17 protein-coding genes are annotated in these 15,746 nt (G+C 62.7%); 1 reads left to right on the forward strand and 16 read right to left on the reverse strand.

Features of this window, described 5'->3' with window-relative positions; all coding sequences use genetic code 11:
- Positions 1–195 precede the first annotated feature (195 nt).
- Entirely contained in the window at positions 196–1,455 is a 1,260-nt protein-coding gene (murA, locus tag QRN54_RS32140) for a UDP-N-acetylglucosamine 1-carboxyvinyltransferase (protein ID WP_083059461.1), read from the reverse strand.
- A 54-nt stretch (positions 1,456–1,509) separates the two neighbouring features.
- Between murA and QRN54_RS32145 the strand changes: the two genes are divergently transcribed.
- Positions 1,510–2,082: a cob(I)yrinic acid a,c-diamide adenosyltransferase gene (locus QRN54_RS32145; protein ID WP_030537338.1), complete on the forward strand. Its 573-nt coding sequence runs from the start codon at positions 1,510–1,512 to the stop codon at positions 2,080–2,082.
- Between the two features lie 10 nt (positions 2,083–2,092).
- On the opposite strand, the gene QRN54_RS32150 is transcribed toward QRN54_RS32145, so the two are convergent.
- The 15 genes from QRN54_RS32150 to prfA form a co-directional block, all read right to left on the reverse strand.
- Entirely contained in the window at positions 2,093–2,515 is a 423-nt protein-coding gene (locus QRN54_RS32150; protein WP_029255703.1) for a DUF2550 domain-containing protein, read from the reverse strand.
- Positions 2,516–2,564: 49 nt separating this feature from the next.
- On the reverse strand, positions 2,565–2,933 hold the full coding sequence (locus tag QRN54_RS32155; protein ID WP_003941287.1) for a F0F1 ATP synthase subunit epsilon: 369 nt from the start codon (positions 2,931–2,933) through the stop codon (positions 2,565–2,567).
- Positions 2,934–2,939: 6 nt separating this feature from the next.
- Entirely contained in the window at positions 2,940–4,391 is a 1,452-nt protein-coding gene (gene atpD / locus QRN54_RS32160) for a F0F1 ATP synthase subunit beta (RefSeq protein WP_003941349.1), read from the reverse strand.
- Between the two features lie 3 nt (positions 4,392–4,394).
- Positions 4,395–5,378, reverse strand: a complete 984-nt coding sequence (locus tag QRN54_RS32165; protein ID WP_003941320.1) for a F0F1 ATP synthase subunit gamma — start codon at positions 5,376–5,378, stop codon at positions 4,395–4,397.
- A 48-nt stretch (positions 5,379–5,426) separates the two neighbouring features.
- Positions 5,427–7,070: a F0F1 ATP synthase subunit alpha gene (atpA, locus tag QRN54_RS32170; RefSeq protein ID WP_007726218.1), complete on the reverse strand. Its 1,644-nt coding sequence runs from the start codon at positions 7,068–7,070 to the stop codon at positions 5,427–5,429.
- A gap of 62 nt (positions 7,071–7,132) precedes the next feature.
- Entirely contained in the window at positions 7,133–7,957 is an 825-nt protein-coding gene (locus tag QRN54_RS32175) for a F0F1 ATP synthase subunit delta (RefSeq protein ID WP_003941304.1), read from the reverse strand.
- Positions 7,958–7,962: 5 nt separating this feature from the next.
- Entirely contained in the window at positions 7,963–8,523 is a 561-nt protein-coding gene (locus tag QRN54_RS32180; RefSeq protein WP_003941337.1) for a F0F1 ATP synthase subunit B, read from the reverse strand.
- A 7-nt stretch (positions 8,524–8,530) separates the two neighbouring features.
- Positions 8,531–8,773 carry an ATP synthase F0 subunit C gene (locus QRN54_RS32185; RefSeq protein WP_003941327.1) on the reverse strand — a complete coding sequence of 81 codons (243 nt, stop codon included), beginning with the start codon at positions 8,771–8,773 and terminating at the stop codon, positions 8,531–8,533.
- Positions 8,774–8,856: 83 nt separating this feature from the next.
- Positions 8,857–9,684 carry a F0F1 ATP synthase subunit A gene (atpB, locus tag QRN54_RS32190; RefSeq protein WP_042445557.1) on the reverse strand — a complete coding sequence of 276 codons (828 nt, stop codon included), beginning with the start codon at positions 9,682–9,684 and terminating at the stop codon, positions 8,857–8,859.
- A 280-nt stretch (positions 9,685–9,964) separates the two neighbouring features.
- Complete coding sequence (locus QRN54_RS32195; protein WP_019749175.1) at positions 9,965–10,435, reverse strand: Cg1360 family ATP-synthase-associated protein; 471 nt, start codon at positions 10,433–10,435, stop codon at positions 9,965–9,967.
- 32 nt (positions 10,436–10,467) lie between these two features.
- Complete coding sequence (locus tag QRN54_RS32200) at positions 10,468–11,655, reverse strand: glycosyltransferase family 4 protein (RefSeq protein ID WP_003941359.1); 1,188 nt, start codon at positions 11,653–11,655, stop codon at positions 10,468–10,470.
- A complete protein-coding gene (glyA, locus tag QRN54_RS32205; protein ID WP_285183976.1) occupies positions 11,652–12,977 on the reverse strand; it encodes a serine hydroxymethyltransferase in 1,326 nt (441 codons plus the stop codon). Before glyA ends, QRN54_RS32200 begins: the two co-directional genes overlap by 4 nt.
- A gap of 2 nt (positions 12,978–12,979) precedes the next feature.
- Positions 12,980–13,642 (reverse strand): L-threonylcarbamoyladenylate synthase, encoded by a 663-nt coding sequence (locus QRN54_RS32210; protein WP_003941345.1) that lies wholly within the window; start codon positions 13,640–13,642, stop codon positions 12,980–12,982.
- On the reverse strand, positions 13,639–14,571 hold the full coding sequence (gene prmC / locus QRN54_RS32215; RefSeq protein WP_054186744.1) for a peptide chain release factor N(5)-glutamine methyltransferase: 933 nt from the start codon (positions 14,569–14,571) through the stop codon (positions 13,639–13,641). The genes QRN54_RS32210 and prmC overlap by 4 nt, the downstream gene beginning before the upstream one ends.
- 77 nt (positions 14,572–14,648) lie before the next feature.
- Entirely contained in the window at positions 14,649–15,728 is a 1,080-nt protein-coding gene (prfA, locus tag QRN54_RS32220) for a peptide chain release factor 1 (RefSeq protein ID WP_003941341.1), read from the reverse strand.
- Between the last annotated feature and the right edge of the window lie 18 nt (positions 15,729–15,746).

Below are 15,746 nucleotides of genomic sequence, written 5' to 3' on the forward strand. Positions count from 1 at the left end.
CAACCTCGTGTCACTCACCCTCGCAGGTGGGAGTCGGTGTCCGTGTCGCTCTGACTTGGAATAAGTTACGCGAACCTTCAATCAATTCACAAATCGCCTGGTCACCACACCGAATTGGCCGGCTAAGGCCAGGTCAGACTGTTGCGCCTATCTGCCAATCGCGAATAGACCCGAGTGTGACGCCGAGCACCGAACCTATTCGGAGCCCACCCGCTCGATCACTCCCCCGAGTCCACGGAGATTCTCGACGAATCGCGGGTACCCACGGTCGATGTGGAAGATGTCGTGAACTTCGGTGGTTCCGTCCGCAACCAACCCCGCAAGCACGAGCCCGGCGCCGGCCCGAATGTCCGAAGACCACACCGGCGCACTCGACAACACTGGAACTCCGCGGATCACCGCATGGTGACCGTCAGTTCGGGCGTCGGCGCCGAGTCGAATCATTTCCTCGACAAATCGGAAGCGCGATTCGAACACGTTCTCGGTGATCATCGACGTGCCTTCGGCAACCGCAGCCAAACCGATTGCCATCGGCTGCAGGTCGGTCGGGAATCCGGGGTACGGCAATGTTGCGAAATTGACCGCTTTAGGCCGTTCACGCTGAATGACGCGGAAACCGTCAACCTCGGGAGTCACCTCCGCGCCGGCCGTCCGAAGCTTGTCGAGGACCAGTCCGAGATGCTTGTGGTTCACCCCGCGAACGCGGACGTCACCCCTGGTCATGGAGGCAGCGACACCCCATGTTGCGGCAACGATCCGGTCACCGATGACGCGGTGCGTAGTCGGTTCCAACTTGCGGACGCCTTGAATGGTGAGCGTCGAACTTCCGCCGCCAGATACCTTGGCGCCCATATCGTTGAGCATGTTGCACAGATCCACGATCTCGGGCTCACGTGCAGCGTTGTCGATCACTGTCTCACCACGGGCGAGGACCGCTGCCATCAAGATGTTCTCGGTTGCACCCACAGACGGGAAGACCAGGCGGATGTTCGCTCCATGCAGGTCGTCTGCCTCGGCAACTACACATCCGTGTTCGATCTCGCTGCGCGCACCCAACAGGCGGAGCCCGGATTGGTGCATGTCGAGGGGCCTCGAACCGATGGCGTCACCGCCAGGCAAGGCAACAACAGCGCGTCGACAACGCGCGACCAGCGGACCGAGAACACACACTGACGCTCGGAACTGTTTCACCGCATCGAAGTCAGCGTGATACTTCGGCTCGGCCGGCGTCGTGATCCGCACTTCGGAATCTTCGAGTTCGACTTCGCAGCCCAGACCTCGCAGAACGTCCGCCATCAGCGGTACGTCGAGAATGTCCGGGCAGTTGGTCACGACAGTGGTGCCTTCGGCCAACAGCGCCGCGGCCATCAGCTTCAGCACACTGTTCTTGGCCCCTCCCACCAGTACTTCACCTTCGAGGCGGTTACCCCCGGTCACAAGAAAGTGCTCACTCACGGTTCACAGCCTAGAGCCACAACCTCGTCGGCACCGCGCCGGTACCGTAGCCCTATGTCTGTTCACCTGACGAAGATCTACACCCGGACCGGCGACGACGGGACCACGGGCCTCAGCGATTTTTCCCGCGTGTCCAAGAACGATCCGCGTCTGATCGCCTACGCGGATTGCGACGAGACCAATGCAGCGATCGGTGTGGCCGTTGCCCTCGGCACTCCCCCGGAGAATCTCCTTGCAATGCTGCGCCAGATCCAGAACGACCTTTTCGACGCAGGGGCCGACTTGTCCACCCCCGTGGTCGAGAACCCGAAGTACCCGCCGCTACGAGTGACTCAGTCCTACATCGATCGACTCGAAGGATGGTGCGATGAACTCAATGAGCAACTGGCACCGTTGAATTCGTTCATTCTGCCGGGCGGAACCGCCTTGGGAGCCCTGCTTCACGTAGCAAGAACCGTCTCGCGGCGTGCTGAGCGTGCGGCTTGGTCCGCCATCAATGCGAACCCGGAGGACACGAGCGTGCTCCCCGCGAAATACCTCAACAGATTGTCGGATCTGCTCTTCATCATGGGAAGAGTGGCAAATCCTGAAGGCGATGTGCTCTGGAAGCCCGGCGCCGGGGCTTGAGCGGGACCGGTCAGGCGGTGCGTCGCCTACGGGCGCGCCCGTCCGGCCGAGATTCCACCCAGGACAGGAACGCTGTCAATGCTCCACTGTCCAAAGCGATTTCGTAGGCCGACGAGCCGTCATTGACCTTGACCACGACGATGTCGTCGCTCATGATGTCGAATTCGGTACCCGAGGGAGAACGACGGCTCTCGACCTCGATACCTTGACGATCGATCCTGGAGTCCGGGCCCGGCCGCAGACTCGACAGTTTGAAAAAGACAAAGGTGCTTTCGCCGTAGCGAATGATTCCGTGACGCCACCCGCTGTCCCCCGGAGATGGCAGAACACGAAGCAGTGCAGCGGTACCGCCGCGACGCAGAACCAGCAGACGATACAGAAAAGCCGCGACGAGAACCGCGAGCAGCACAACCAGAATGATCAACACAGTCATTCCGAATGTCACTGTTCGTCGGCTCCCGTCGCGGCTTTACTCGAGTAACTTACGCGCGCTCGACGGCCCGGAGCTGACCCTTGGCGACCGCAATCGCTTCGAGGTCGCCCGAGTTCTCGGCCAAGACAGCCTTGGCTGCCTCGACGTCGATGTCCTGTGCCATGTCCGCGGACTCGGCAAGGATCGTCACCGTCGTCGCAGTGACGGAGAGAAATCCTCCGTGTACCGCAGCAACGATACGCTCGCCGTCGACCGAGGTGATCGACACGGTTCCGCCCTCGATCAGCTGGCCGAGGACCGGCTCATGCCCAGGCATGATTCCGATTTCACCCTCGGTGGTCTGAGCGCTGACCAGCGTCGCCGAACCAGACCACAAGCGCTGCTCGACGGCAACGAGTTCTACGGTCATCTCAGCCATCGTGGACTACTTCCCGGCCATCTTCTTGGCTGCAGCCTCGACGTCGTCGAGTCCACCGCAGCTGTTGAATGCCTGCTCGGGCAGGTGATCGAACTCGCCCTTGCAGACGCGGTCGAAGGCTTCGATCGTGTCGCGGAGCGGCACGACGGAGCCGGGCTCACCGGTGAACTTCTCGGCAACGATGAAGTTCTGGCCGAGGAACTTCTGGATACGACGGGCGCGGCCGACGAGGACCTTGTCCTCTTCCTGAAGCTCGTCCATACCGAGGATGGCGATGATGTCCTGCAGTTCCTTGTACTTCTGCAGGATGCGCTTGACCTCGTTGGCAACGCGGAAGTGCTCGGCACCGACGATGCCGGGCTCCAGGATGCGGGAGGTCGAGCTCAGCGGATCCACAGCGGGGTAGATACCCATCTGCGAAATCGGGCGCGAAAGCTCGGTGGTGGCATCGAGGTGCGCGAACGTCGTAGCCGGCGCGGGGTCGGTGTAGTCGTCGGCGGGCACGTAAATAGCCTGCAGCGAGGTGATCGAGCGACCGCGAGTCGAGGTGATGCGCTCCTGGAGCTCACCCATCTCGTCCGCCAGCGTGGGCTGGTAGCCCACTGCCGAAGGCATACGGCCGAGGAGGGTGGAAACCTCGGAGCCTGCCTGCGTGAAGCGGAAGATGTTGTCGATGAACAGCAGAACGTCCTGGCCCTGGACGTCGCGGAAGTACTCCGCCATCGTCAGTGCGGACAGGGCGACGCGCATACGCGTTCCGGGCGGCTCGTCCATCTGGCCGAAGACAAGGGCGGTGTCCTGGAGGACGCCCATCTCTTCCATTTCCAGGTGGAGGTCGGTGCCCTCACGGGTACGCTCACCGACGCCTGCGAACACCGAGGTGCCCGAGAACTCGCGAGCGATACGCGTGATCATTTCCTGGATCAGAACGGTCTTGCCGACGCCGGCGCCACCGAACAGGCCGATCTTTCCACCCTTGACGTACGGGGTGAGAAGGTCGATGACCTTGATGCCGGTCTCGAGGATCTCGGTCTTACCTTCGAGCTGATCGAAGGCTGGTGGCTTGCGGTGGATGCCCCACTGCTCGCCGTCGCGGCCGAGGCCGGGGGTGTCGAGGCAATCGCCCAGGGCGTTGAACACGTGGCCCTTGACGACGTCACCGACGGGAACCGAGATCGGCTTGCCCGAGTCGGTCACTGCAGTGCCGCGGACGAGGCCGTCGGTGGGCTGCATGGAGACGGTGCGGACCAGGTTGTCACCGAGGTGCTGTGCAACCTCGAGCGTCAGCGTCTTGGCGACCGAGGGAAGCGTGATCTCGGCGTTCAGGGCGTTGAACAGTTCAGGAACAGCGCCACGCGGGAATTCAACGTCCACGACGGGACCGATGACCCGCACGACGCGGCCGGCTACGGCCGAAGCCGAACCTGCCCCGTTGTTTTCGGTTACTGCTGCGGTCATGTGCTAGTCACTTCCTGCGCTCGAGGCGAGCGCGTTGGCGCCGCCGACGATCTCGCTGATTTCCTGGGTGATCTGGGCCTGGCGAGCCTGGTTGGCCTGACGGCTCAACGTGTTCACCAGTTCGTTTGCGTTGTCCGTCGCGGCCTTCATGGCAGTACGACGGGCTGCCGACTCCGATGCCGCAGCATCGAGAAGCGACGAGAAGATACGAGTGCTGACGTACTTCGGGAGAAGAGCGCCGAGAAGCTTCTCGGGCTCGGGCTCGAAGCTGAAGTCCGCGACGGGGCCATTGTCATGGTCGTCGTCGTGGCCGTTGGTCAGCATGTCGTCACCGAGTTCGATGCGCTCTTCCGACACGAAGACCTCGAGAGGAGCCATACGGCGAACCTCGGGAGTCTGCGTCAGCATCGACACGAAGCGGGTGTAGACGATATGGAGTTCGTCGACGCCCTCGATCGTGCCTTCACCGTTCGGAGCGGCAACCTGGTTACCCGAACCAGCCATGAACAGCTCCACCAGGTGGCGGCTGGCCTTCGCGGCATCCGAGTAACCCGGATCCTGCGAGAAGCCCGTCCACGCAGCACCGATGTCGCGGCCGCGGAACGTGTAGTAGCCGAGCCCCTTGGAACCGAGCACGTACACGACCGGCTCCTTGCCCTCGCTGCGGAGGAGAGCCATGAGCTCTTCTGCCTGCTTGAGGACGTTGGAGTTGTAGCCACCACACATGCCGCGGTCACTGGTGACAACGAGGACCGCTGCCCGCTTGGGCTCCGGACGCTCGTTGAGCAACGGGTGATCGAGCGAAGCAGACGCACTCGCCAATTCGGTGAGTACCTTCGTGATCTCCTCGGCATACGGCTTGGACGCGGCGACGCGAATCTGAGCCTTGGTGATACGCGAAGTCGCGATCAGTTCCTGTGCCTTGGTGATCTTCTTGGTCGAGTTGACCGACTTGATACGAGACCGCAATTCGAGAATGCTCGCCATCGATCAATCACTCTCCCTTCGGAATTCGCAGTGTCATGGGCGCGTACGTCACTTGCTGACGGTCTTGCGCTTGACGTTGATCTGCTCGTTCGCGACCTCGTCGGCGCCCAAAGCGTCAGCCTCGGCTTCGTTCACGACCCGGCTTCCGTCGGATGCGATGAAGCCTTCCTTGAACTTGTTCGTCGCGGCGATCAGCTCAGCAGCGTTGTCGGCATCGAGTGCCTTACCGCCGTTGATGCTGGAGTAGACGCCAGCAGCCGAGTGCTTGAGGTCTTCGAGCAGTTCCTTCTCGAAGCGACGGACGTCGCCGATCGGAACGCTGTCGAAGATGCCTTCGCCGGCCAGGTAGATCGAGACGATCTGGTCCTCGACGGGGATCGGGCTGTACTGATCCTGCTTGAGCAGCTCGACCAGACGGGCGCCGCGCTCGAGCTGAGCCTTGGAGGCAGCGTCGAGGTCGGAAGCGAAGGCGGAGAACGCTTCGAGCTCACGGAACTGAGCCAGTTCCAGACGCAGCGAACCGGAAACCTTCTTCATGCCCTTGGTCTGTGCAGCGCCACCGACGCGGGAGACCGAGATACCGACGTTGATCGCGGGGCGAACGCCCTTGTTGAACAGGTCGGACTCGAGGAACACCTGACCGTCGGTGATGGAGATGACGTTGGTCGGGATGTAAGCCGAGACGTCGTTCGCCTTGGTCTCGATGATCGGCAGAGCCGTCAGCGAGCCACCGCCGAGTGCGTCGGACAGCTTCGCCGAACGCTCCAGCAGACGGGAGTGCAAGTAGAAGACGTCACCGGGGTAAGCCTCGCGTCCCGGCGGGCGACGCAGCAGCAGCGAGATGGCGCGGTACGCCTCTGCCTGCTTGGTCAGGTCGTCGAACACGACCAGAACGTGCTTGCCCTGGTACATCCAGTGCTGGCCGATGGCCGAGCCGGTGTACGGTGCGAGCCACTTGAAGCCTGCGGAATCAGATGCCGGAGCAGCAACGATGGTGGTGTATTCCATCGCGCCCTTCTCCTCGAGGGCAGCCTTGACGCCCGCGATGGTGGAACCCTTCTGACCGATGGCAACGTAGATGCAGCGCACCTGCTTGTTGACATCGCCGGAATCCCAGTTGGCCTTCTGGTTCAGGATGGCGTCGATGCAGACCGCGGTCTTGCCGGTCTTGCGGTCGCCGATGATGAGCTGGCGCTGGCCGCGGCCGATCGGGGTCATGGCGTCGATAGCCTTGATACCGGTCTGGAGCGGCTCTTCGACCGGCTGGCGCTCGAGCACCGAAGCGGCCTGGAGCTCGAGTGCACGGTTCTCGGTGCTCTCGATCTCGCCGAGGCCGTCGATGGGCGCACCCAGCGGGTCGATGACGCGGCCGAGGAAAGCATCGCCGACGGGAACCGACAGAACGTCGCCCGTGCGCTTTACTTCCTGGCCTTCTTGAATGTTCTGGTAATCGCCAAGGATGACGGCACCGATTTCGGTGGCATCCAGGTTGAGCGCGACGCCGACGATTCCACCGGGGAACTCCAACAGCTCGTTGGACATAGCCGAAGGCAGGCCAGAGACGTGCGCAATGCCGTCACTGGTGTCGGTCACTGTGCCGACCTCCTCACGGGAGGCCTCCGGGGAGTAGCTCGCGGTGTAGTTGTCGATCGCGCTACGGATCTCGTCGGAGGAGATCGTCAGCTCCGCCATGTTTTTCCTGCTCTCGGTGTCTGGTCTTCGAAAAGATCTGGAGTATGTGTTCGGCTGAAGGACTACTTGAGGTTCTTCCGCAGTGCTGCGAGTCGACCCGCTGCGCTGCCGTCGATAACCTCGTCGCCCACCCGGACGACCAAGCCGCTGAGGAGTTCTGGATCGACCTCGACGTGCACTGCTACCGGCTTCCCGTAGGTGCGGGTAAGAGTGCTCGCCAAGCGATCCGACTGCTCCGAGCTCAACGCCGAGGCGCTGCGAACGTGAGCAACGGTGGTATCGCGCTGCGCTGCGGCAAGATTCGACAGCTGATCGAAAGTGTCTGCGGGTGCAGACTTCAACCGGCCGACAGCCTGTCCGGCGAGTGCCTCGGTGACCGCGGTGACCTTGCCGTAGAGCAAGCGGGAGAGGAACTCACGCTTGCGGGCTGCGGGAACCGACAGATCCGAGAGCGTCTGCTCCAGGCTGGGATCCCCTGCCACGATGCGACCGAGACGGAAGAGCTCGTCCTCAACGGTGTCCAACTGGCTCTGATCGGCTGCGGCGCGGAGCAGAGCTTCGCGTCCGAGCAGTTCGAGCGAGTTGACCAAGTCGCGGGCCGCAGACCAGTCCTGGCCTGCAGCTGCCTTCACGGTGGCGAGCGCCTCGGCGCCGACCTTTCCGGAGAACAACTGCTCTGCCAAAGCCTGGCGACCAGCGGCCGGTGCCGAAGCGTCAGCCAGCGCGCTGCGAAGAGCGCGCTGGCCGTCGAGTACCTCGACCACCGAGAAGAGCTCGGACCCAGCCTGAGCAGAAGCAGCAGTTGCGGCTCCTGCAGAGACGGCGCCCAGGGCACTGCTCAGCGCAGAACGAGTCTGCGCCAAGGCTTCACGGCTCGCTGCGTACATGTTGCTCACTTCCTGGCTGAATCAGCGCTGACGGTGTCGAGCTCGTTGAGGAAACGATCAACCGTTCCGGCGCGCTTCACGTCGTCGGCGAGGGACTCCCCGATGACCTTCTCGGCCAGGTCTACAGCGGTCTTGCCGAGATCCGAGCGGAGCTCAGCGACAATCTGCTGACGCTGGGCGACGAGCTGGCTGTGGCCTGCGGCCACGATGCGGTCGCTCTCGTCCTGCGCCTGAACCTTCATGTCAGCGATGATCTGCTGACCCTGGGTACGCGCTTCCTCACGGATCTGCGCTGCCTCGGTACGAGCTTCGGCGAGCTGCGCGCGGTACTGCTCGAGCGCTGCTGCTGCCTCCGCCTGTGCGTCTTCGGCTTTCTTGATGCCGCCCTCGATCTGCTCGGTGCGTTCGGCCAAGACCTTCTGGAACTTCGGAAGAACGAGCTTCCAGAAGACGAAACCAACTACTACGAGCGCGACCGCGGACCACACGATGTCGTATGTCTCGGGGATGAGGGGATTGTGTTCAGTCGTCCCCTCCGCCGCGAGAATTGCGATGGTGGCTGCCATGTCGGTCTTAGAAGATGAAGCCGGCGACGAGGCCGATCAGCGCGAGGGCCTCGGTGAATGCAATACCGAGGAACATGGTGGTACGAACCTGGCCGGCCATCTCGGGCTGGCGGACCATGCCTTCGATTGCCTTGCCCACAACGATGCCCACGCCGATGCCGGGGCCGATTGCTGCGAGGCCGTAGCCGATGGCTCCGTAGCCGCGCGACTTGGTCTCGACAACTTCCTGAGCGAGGTAAGCGATGCTCATGGTGTTCCATTCCCTTTCTGTTGACCTCCGCCGGATTCGGCAAGAGGCTCAGTTCTTGGTGTAGCTGGTGAGGAGGTAAAAGGTCAGTGCTCGTCGGCGTGGAGCGCCAGATCGATGTACACCGCGGTCAGCAGCGCGAACACGTAAGCCTGCAGGAAGATGACCAGCAGCTCGAAGAACGTGAATGCGATACCGGCAATGATCGACGGAACACCGAAGATCGCCTGGAATCCGCCGGACACGAAGAAGAAGTAGTTCGTCGCGCTGAAGAACAGCACCAGCAGGATGTGGCCGGCCAACATGTTGGCCATGAGACGAACCATCAGCGTGAACGGGCGCAGGATGAAGGTCGAGATGAACTCGATGGGCACCAACAAGAAGTGCAGGGGCAGCGGGACGCCGGGAACGACGATGCTGCTCTTGACGTACTTGAAGAAGCCGTACTTCTTGATTCCGACGTAGTTGAACACGATGTAGGCGAGCGCCGCGAGTACCAGGGGCATACCGATTCGTGCGTTCGGCGAGATGTTCAGGAAAGGAATGATGCTGGCCAGGTTGCTGGCGACCACGATGAAGAAGATCGTCGTGATGACCGGCAGGAAGCGCTTGCCCTGTTCCTTGCCCAGGATCTCCTCGGCGATGTTGATCCGAACGAAGTCGAGCGCAAGCTCAGCGGCGTTCTGAAGTCCGCGGGGAACCAATCGAGGGCTGCGCATCGCGATCACGAAGAAGGCTGCGACCAGCACCGACATCAGCAGACGAATCAGCATCAGACGGTCGAGCTCGAAGGGGCCCGCGTGGATCAACACGGAGGGCGGGAAAAAATCGTCTAGTGACGGCGCATGGAATTCATCCGCGGCCAGGGTGGTGACGCTCAGCGTTCTCTCCCGTAGTCGGTCCGCAGCCATCATTGACTGCGGTTCGATCGGACATTGACGATCTACAAGTCGACAAGTTCGACTCGCGCATTCGTCAGCAGCTGGAGAACCCTAGAGGGGCCTGGCGTCTGTCGGTGTCGGCGACTCTCGTCGACTCAGTGGTCAGAATTTCGACCACCTGCGAGCACATGGCATCGTCGGCTGAGTGTTACTCGGCCCACCATTGCTCTCGCTTGAACCGAACCTTATCAAGTCATCTACGACATTGTGTAGATGGGGTACCTGGAAGTCCGATTAGTTACCTCTTGTAGTACTACTCGTCGTCGTCGACGTTGCTGCTGGGAGTGGGATCGACGTACGGAGTTTTGGTTCCCAGGACGCCGTAAGTCTCCGCACCGAGCACCACGACCAGCGACATGATGATGACCAGGACGAGGGCGGTCTTGTTGTAGAAATCCATGTCCGAGAGGACAAAGAGAACCACCATCGCGAGAATCATCTTCAGCAGCCAGGTACCGAGCAGAACGGCACCGGCCGTGAGCGCAGGCAGCTTCGCTGTGAGCAGCACGCCCAACGCCGTGAACAAGATGAACCCGCCGCCGACGGCTGCGCCGATCAAAGCGCCGTAGACGCCTTCCTTACCGGCGAAGAGCCCGCCCAGGAGCGCGCCGACCACGGCCAGCGCGATCAGCCCCATCACACCCCACTTCACGGCCGACTTCATGGCGGCGGTCGAATCAGGGATGGGTTGCGAGGCAGGTACAGGCTGCGGCGTGTTCGTCACGATGCCCAAGGGTAATGGATCGGAAAACTTGGCTAGCGACGCTGCTGCTTGCGATCGATCAGGGAAGGCACCGCAGTGAAGAACAACGCAAGAACCAAACCGGCCGCGACGAGTACAACAACCAGCTGACGATTGAGCAGCGAGGATCCGACGGCACCGAACGCCAGGACGCTGACCCACAGGTAGATGACCAGCACAACTCGTCGGTGCGTGTGTCCGATCTGCAAGAGGCGATGATGCAGGTGCATCTTGTCCGGACTGAACGGACTGACGCCCGCTTTCGTCCGGCGGATCACGGCCAGGAGCATGTCCAGCATCGGGATGAACATCACAGCCCCGACCAGCAACAACGGCGCGAGGAGGCCGACGAGGTCGCGGGTTCCGTAGGCAGTGAGCGGAATACGACCGGATGCACTGGTGGAGATCGCGGCCAGCATGAGACCGATCAACATCGACCCGGAATCGCCCATGAAAATGCGCGCCGGATTGAAGTTGTGTGGAAGAAAACCGAGACAAGCGCCTGCCAAAGCCGCCGCGATCATCGCCGGCGGGTAGACACTCGCGTCGCCGCCCTGATCGTGGAGAAGACCGATCGAGAAGATGAGGATGGCGAGCGCCGCGATCAGACCCAACCCGGCGGCCAATCCGTCGAGACCGTCGACAAAATTCATGGCGTTGATGGTCGCGACGGCAACAGCAACGGTGAACAGTCCGGATTGAATCTGATCGAGGATGATGGTGGACCCACCGTCACCGCCGAACGGGTTGTAGATGATGAACCAGCTGACGCCCATCACCACGAGAACGCCGGCAGCAGTCACCTGACCGACAAATTTGGTGAGGGCGTCGAGGCCCCACCTGTCGTCGATCACACCCACGAGGACGATGACGGCGCCAGCTACGAGCGCAGCGTGTACGTCAGGACTGCCGAAGCCGAAACCTCTTGTGAGCGCGGGTAATTGCTGCGCGAACAGCAGACCGACAGCCATGCCGACATACATTCCGACGCCACCGAGGCGCGGAATCGGCTCGACGTGAACGTCCCGATCACGAGGAATCGCGACAGCGCCGAACCTCAGCGCCAACAACCGGACTGCGCCAGTCGCCAGGTAGGTCACCACCGCCGCCGTACACAGCACGAGCAAAAGTTCACGGATGGGAACACCCGCTCCCCCGCCACCCTGTGCCAGATACGTGGTCGCCTCGTAGGAAGTGATCACTGCTCGAGATCACCCGTCTGGCGGGCATAGGCAGGCTTTGCCCGGACCAGTTCGCGAACGCCGTCGGCAACTGCTGCCAACTCGGCCTCTCCTGACGTGGTGGCGGGGTCCGCGACAACTGCGCGCGCGATCAACTCCCCCACCACGCTCATGTCGGAGCGGTTGAAACCCTGGGTCGTGACGGCCGCGGATCCGACGCGGATTCCGGACGTGACGGCGGGCGACTGCGGATCGAACGGAATCGCGTTCTTGTTGAGCGTGATCGAAGCCAGTCCGCACCTACGCTCGGCGTCGACTCCGGTGACACCGCTTGCGCGCAGGTCGAGAAGCGCCAGATGTGTGTCGGTTCCACCGGACACGGTGCGCAGGCCGCGAGCTTCCAACGACTGCGCGAGTGCCGATGCGTTGGCAACCACTTCCTGTGCATACCAACGATATTCCGGCGTCGACGCTTCCTTGAAGGCAACCGCCTTCGCAGCGATCGCATGCATCATCGGGCCGCCTTGAATGAAGGGGAACACCGCGCGATCTACAGCCGAGGCATGCTCGCTGCGGCACAGGATCATTCCGCCGCGCGGGCCTCTGAGGACTTTGTGCGTCGTCGCGGAGACGACGTCGGCGTACGGAACGCACGAAGGTATCGCCCGGCCTGCCACGAGTCCGATGAAGTGGGCGGCGTCGACCCACAGGATCGCACCGACCTCGTCTGCGATCGAGCGGAAGGCTGCGAAGTCGATGGTGCGGGAGTACGCGGTCGCGCCGGCGACGATGATTTTCGGCTTGTGCGCCAGAGCCAGGGTGCGAACCTCGTCGTAGTCGATCAATTCGGTGGCCGAATCGACGTGATAGGGAACGGTGGTGAACCACTGCCCAGAAAAGCTGACGCGAGACCCGTGAGTCAGATGCCCACCGTGCGGCAGACTCATCGCCAATACGGTGTCGCCGGGCCTGGCGAATGCGGCGTACACCGCGAGATTCGCAGTGGCCCCCGAATGTGGTTGGACGTTGACGTGCTCGGCGCCGAACAGCGCCTTTGCCCGATCGATCGCCAGATTCTCGGCTACGTCGACGTACTCGCACCCGCCGTAGTAACGCCGACCCGGATAGCCCTCGGCGTACTTGTTGCTCAGGGTCGAACCCAAGGCAGCCAGTACCGCAGGGCTGGTGAAGTTCTCGCTCGCGATGAGTTGAAGTCCGTCGCGCTGACGCTCGAGTTCGGCCAGCGTAACAGCCGCGATCTCGGGGTCTGCCGTGGCAAGCTCACCGAAATCCGGTCCCCAATACGTGGATTCCCCCGCGCGCTCGCCGCCGGCGCCGACCATCGTTACGAAACTCCCTCTACGAGACTTTCCGGACTGGTGCCCAATACCTCGGCGATGGATTCTGCCGAGACGGCACCCACTCGCAAGATACGCGGTGAATTGCCGGTCAGGTCGACGATCGTGGAAGCAACGGCGTGTTCGGCCTTGCCCCCGTCGAGATACACGCTGGCAGATCCGCCGAGCTGATCTCGGGCTTCCTCGACGGTAGTTGCCGGCGGACGCCCCGAAATGTTGGCGCTCGAGACGGCAAGCGGTCCGACATCGCGCAACAGTTCGAGAGCAACCGGGTGCAAGGGCATGCGGAGCATGACGGTTCCGCGGGTGTCACCGAGGTCCCAGGCAAGTGAAGGCGCCTGCTCGACGACCAAACTCAGTCCGCCGGGCCAGAATGCGCGGATCAGATCCCGTGCCTGCGGGCGCACGCTGTAGACGAGCCCGTCGATGGTGTTCCACGATCCGACCAGAACCGGGACGGGCATGTCTCGCCCGCGTCCCTTGGCGCGCAACAGACTCGTGACAGCTTCGCTGTCGAACGCGTCGGCGGCGAGTCCGTAAAGGGTGTCGGTAGGGAGAACTACGAGTCGGCCGGCCTTGAGCGCGTTCTTCGCGGCGGCCAAGCCTGCGGTTCGGGAATCTGTCTGACTGCAGTCGTACACGGTACTCACTCAGCCATCCTTTCACTCTGCGCTTCGGGCGTTCGATTCCGCTGTGCTTCGACGTCGGTGGCGACACGTCTGGCGACGACGAATCGCGGACGACCGGCAAGATCTGGATGCTGCGCGACCTCGCCGAATACCCGGCGCGCCGAGAACAGCGCAGCGACGCCGTCCCCGTTGGTGTCGTCGTGCTCGATGCCTGCCGCGCCGCCGATTCGAAGCCACCGCGCGATGTTGCTGATCATGGGTTTGATGACGGACAGACCGTCGACGCCACCGAACAACGCGGTGTGCGGGTCGTAATCCATGACCTCAGGCTGCAATTGCGCGCCTTCGGGGATGTACGGCGGATTGGAAACGACCAGATCGACGCCGCCCTCGAGCCCTGGCAACAGGTTCCGATCGGTGACATCGCCCTGATGCAGATGGATCGGTGTATCACCGGCGGCCTCGCGGTCGGCAGCATTACGACGCGCCCACGCCAACGCGGCGGGCTCCTTCTCCACGGCGTGAACGACGGCGTCCGGACGGGCCTCGGCGATGGACAGCGCGAGTACACCCGATCCCGTGCACAGGTCCAGAACTACCGGCGGCTTGCTTCCGCAACCTTCGAGGAACGAGAGTGCCCAACCCATGAGCAGTTCGGTTTCCGGCCGCGGAATGAAGACACCCGGCCCGACAGCGACGTCGATGTTGCCCATCGACGCGACTCCGATGATGTGCTGCAACGGAATCCGCTTCACCCGTTGGGCAACCAACTCGTCGAACGCCGCGATGACCTCGGGATCGACCAACGGAATCAGTCCGAGACGCGTGCGTTCGACCCCGAGCAGGTGGGATGCCAACAACTCGGCGTCGGTGCGTGGGCTGGGCACACCTGCGGCGTCGAGCTGTTTTGCAGCTTCGATCAGCGCCAAACGAAGTGGAAGTCGACTCACGGGTACAGCCTGCCACGCTCGACCGACACGCGGTTCACCGAGTTCCCGGCGGGATGGAGGTCAGTCATGGTCTGCATCTACTCGGCCGCGAGACGCGCCTCTCGGTCCGCCTTGCCCAATGCATCGAGAAGTGCGTCGAGCTCACCGTCGAGCACCGCGTCGAGGTTGTGCGACTTGAATCCGATGCGGTGATCGGTGATGCGGTTCTCGGGGAAGTTGTAGGTGCGGATGCGCTCCGAACGGTCCACCGTCCGAACCTGACTCTGGCGTCCTGCCGACGCTTCAGCGTCCGCGGCTTCCTCGGCGACTACCTGCAAACGGGCTGCAAGGACCTGCATGGCGCGCGCCTTGTTCTGGAGCTGCGAACGCTCGTTCTGGCAGGTGACGACGATGCCGGTCGGAAGGTGCGTGATTCGGACAGCAGAGTCGGTCGTGTTGACGCCCTGACCGCCCTTGCCGGACGAACGGTAGACGTCGATACGCAGGTCACTTTCGTCGATCTGGACCTGCTCGACCTCTTCGGGCTCCGGGTAGACCAGAACGCCGGCAGCCGAAGTGTGAACGCGCCCCTGGGATTCGGTGACGGGCACTCGTTGGACGCGGTGAACGCCGCCCTCGAACTTCAGCCGCGCCCACACTCCGTCCGGGGTGTCCGACTTGCTCTTGATCGACAGCGTGGCTTCCTTGTATCCGCCGAGATCGGAGACCGTCGCGTCGAGAATCTCGACGCGCCAGCCATGCCGTTCCGCGTAGCGGACGTACATGCGGGCCAGGTCCGAGGCGAAGAGCGCGGATTCTTCGCCGCCCTCACCGGACTTCACTTCGAGGACGATGTCGTCGCCGTCATGCGGATCACGCGGCGCCAACTGATCGGTAAGCGTCTGCTCGAGCTGCGCGACCTCGGCTTCGAGATCGGGGATCTCGGCGGCGAAGCTGGAATCGTCGGCGGCTAGTTCGCGCGCGGCTTCCAGATCGTCCTGCGCAGCGGTGAGCTTGTTGTACGTCGACATGATCGGCGAGAGCTCGGAGAACCGTTTACCGACGCGCCTGGCAGCGGCAGGGTCGTTGTGCAGCGCCGGATCGGACATCTGTGCTTCGAGACCGGCGTGCTCCGCCAAGATGTCGTCGATGGCCGAGGGCTGGGTTGCGCCTGCCATGGTTCGCTCCGCTCTGAG

This window comes from Rhodococcus sp. MEB032 (assembly GCF_030208925.1).
GTDB classification, from domain to species: Bacteria; Actinomycetota; Actinomycetes; order Mycobacteriales; family Mycobacteriaceae; genus Rhodococcus_F; species Rhodococcus_F qingshengii.

What these genes read in the sequence shown, in the direction of transcription:
- QRN54_RS32145 (WP_030537338.1), top strand. Translation starts at nt 1,510, where the DNA reads ATGTCTGTTCACCTGACGAAGATCTACACCCGGACCGGCGACGACGGG.
- QRN54_RS32150 (WP_029255703.1), bottom strand. Translation starts at nt 2,515, where the DNA reads ATGACTGTGTTGATCATTCTGGTTGTGCTGCTCGCGGTTCTCGTCGCG.
- QRN54_RS32155 (WP_003941287.1), bottom strand. Translation starts at nt 2,933, where the DNA reads ATGGCTGAGATGACCGTAGAACTCGTTGCCGTCGAGCAGCGCTTGTGG.
- atpD (WP_003941349.1), bottom strand. Translation starts at nt 4,391, where the DNA reads ATGACCGCAGCAGTAACCGAAAACAACGGGGCAGGTTCGGCTTCGGCC.
- QRN54_RS32165 (WP_003941320.1), bottom strand. Translation starts at nt 5,378, where the DNA reads ATGGCGAGCATTCTCGAATTGCGGTCTCGTATCAAGTCGGTCAACTCG.
- atpA (WP_007726218.1), bottom strand. Translation starts at nt 7,070, where the DNA reads ATGGCGGAGCTGACGATCTCCTCCGACGAGATCCGTAGCGCGATCGAC.
- QRN54_RS32175 (WP_003941304.1), bottom strand. Translation starts at nt 7,957, where the DNA reads ATGTACGCAGCGAGCCGTGAAGCCTTGGCGCAGACTCGTTCTGCGCTG.
- QRN54_RS32180 (WP_003941337.1), bottom strand. Translation starts at nt 8,523, where the DNA reads ATGGCAGCCACCATCGCAATTCTCGCGGCGGAGGGGACGACTGAACAC.
- QRN54_RS32185 (WP_003941327.1), bottom strand. Translation starts at nt 8,773, where the DNA reads ATGAGCATCGCTTACCTCGCTCAGGAAGTTGTCGAGACCAAGTCGCGC.
- atpB (WP_042445557.1), bottom strand. Translation starts at nt 9,684, where the DNA reads ATGATGGCTGCGGACCGACTACGGGAGAGAACGCTGAGCGTCACCACC.
- glyA (WP_285183976.1), bottom strand. Translation starts at nt 12,977, where the DNA reads ATGGTCGGCGCCGGCGGCGAGCGCGCGGGGGAATCCACGTATTGGGGA.
- prfA (WP_003941341.1), bottom strand. Translation starts at nt 15,728, where the DNA reads ATGGCAGGCGCAACCCAGCCCTCGGCCATCGACGACATCTTGGCGGAG.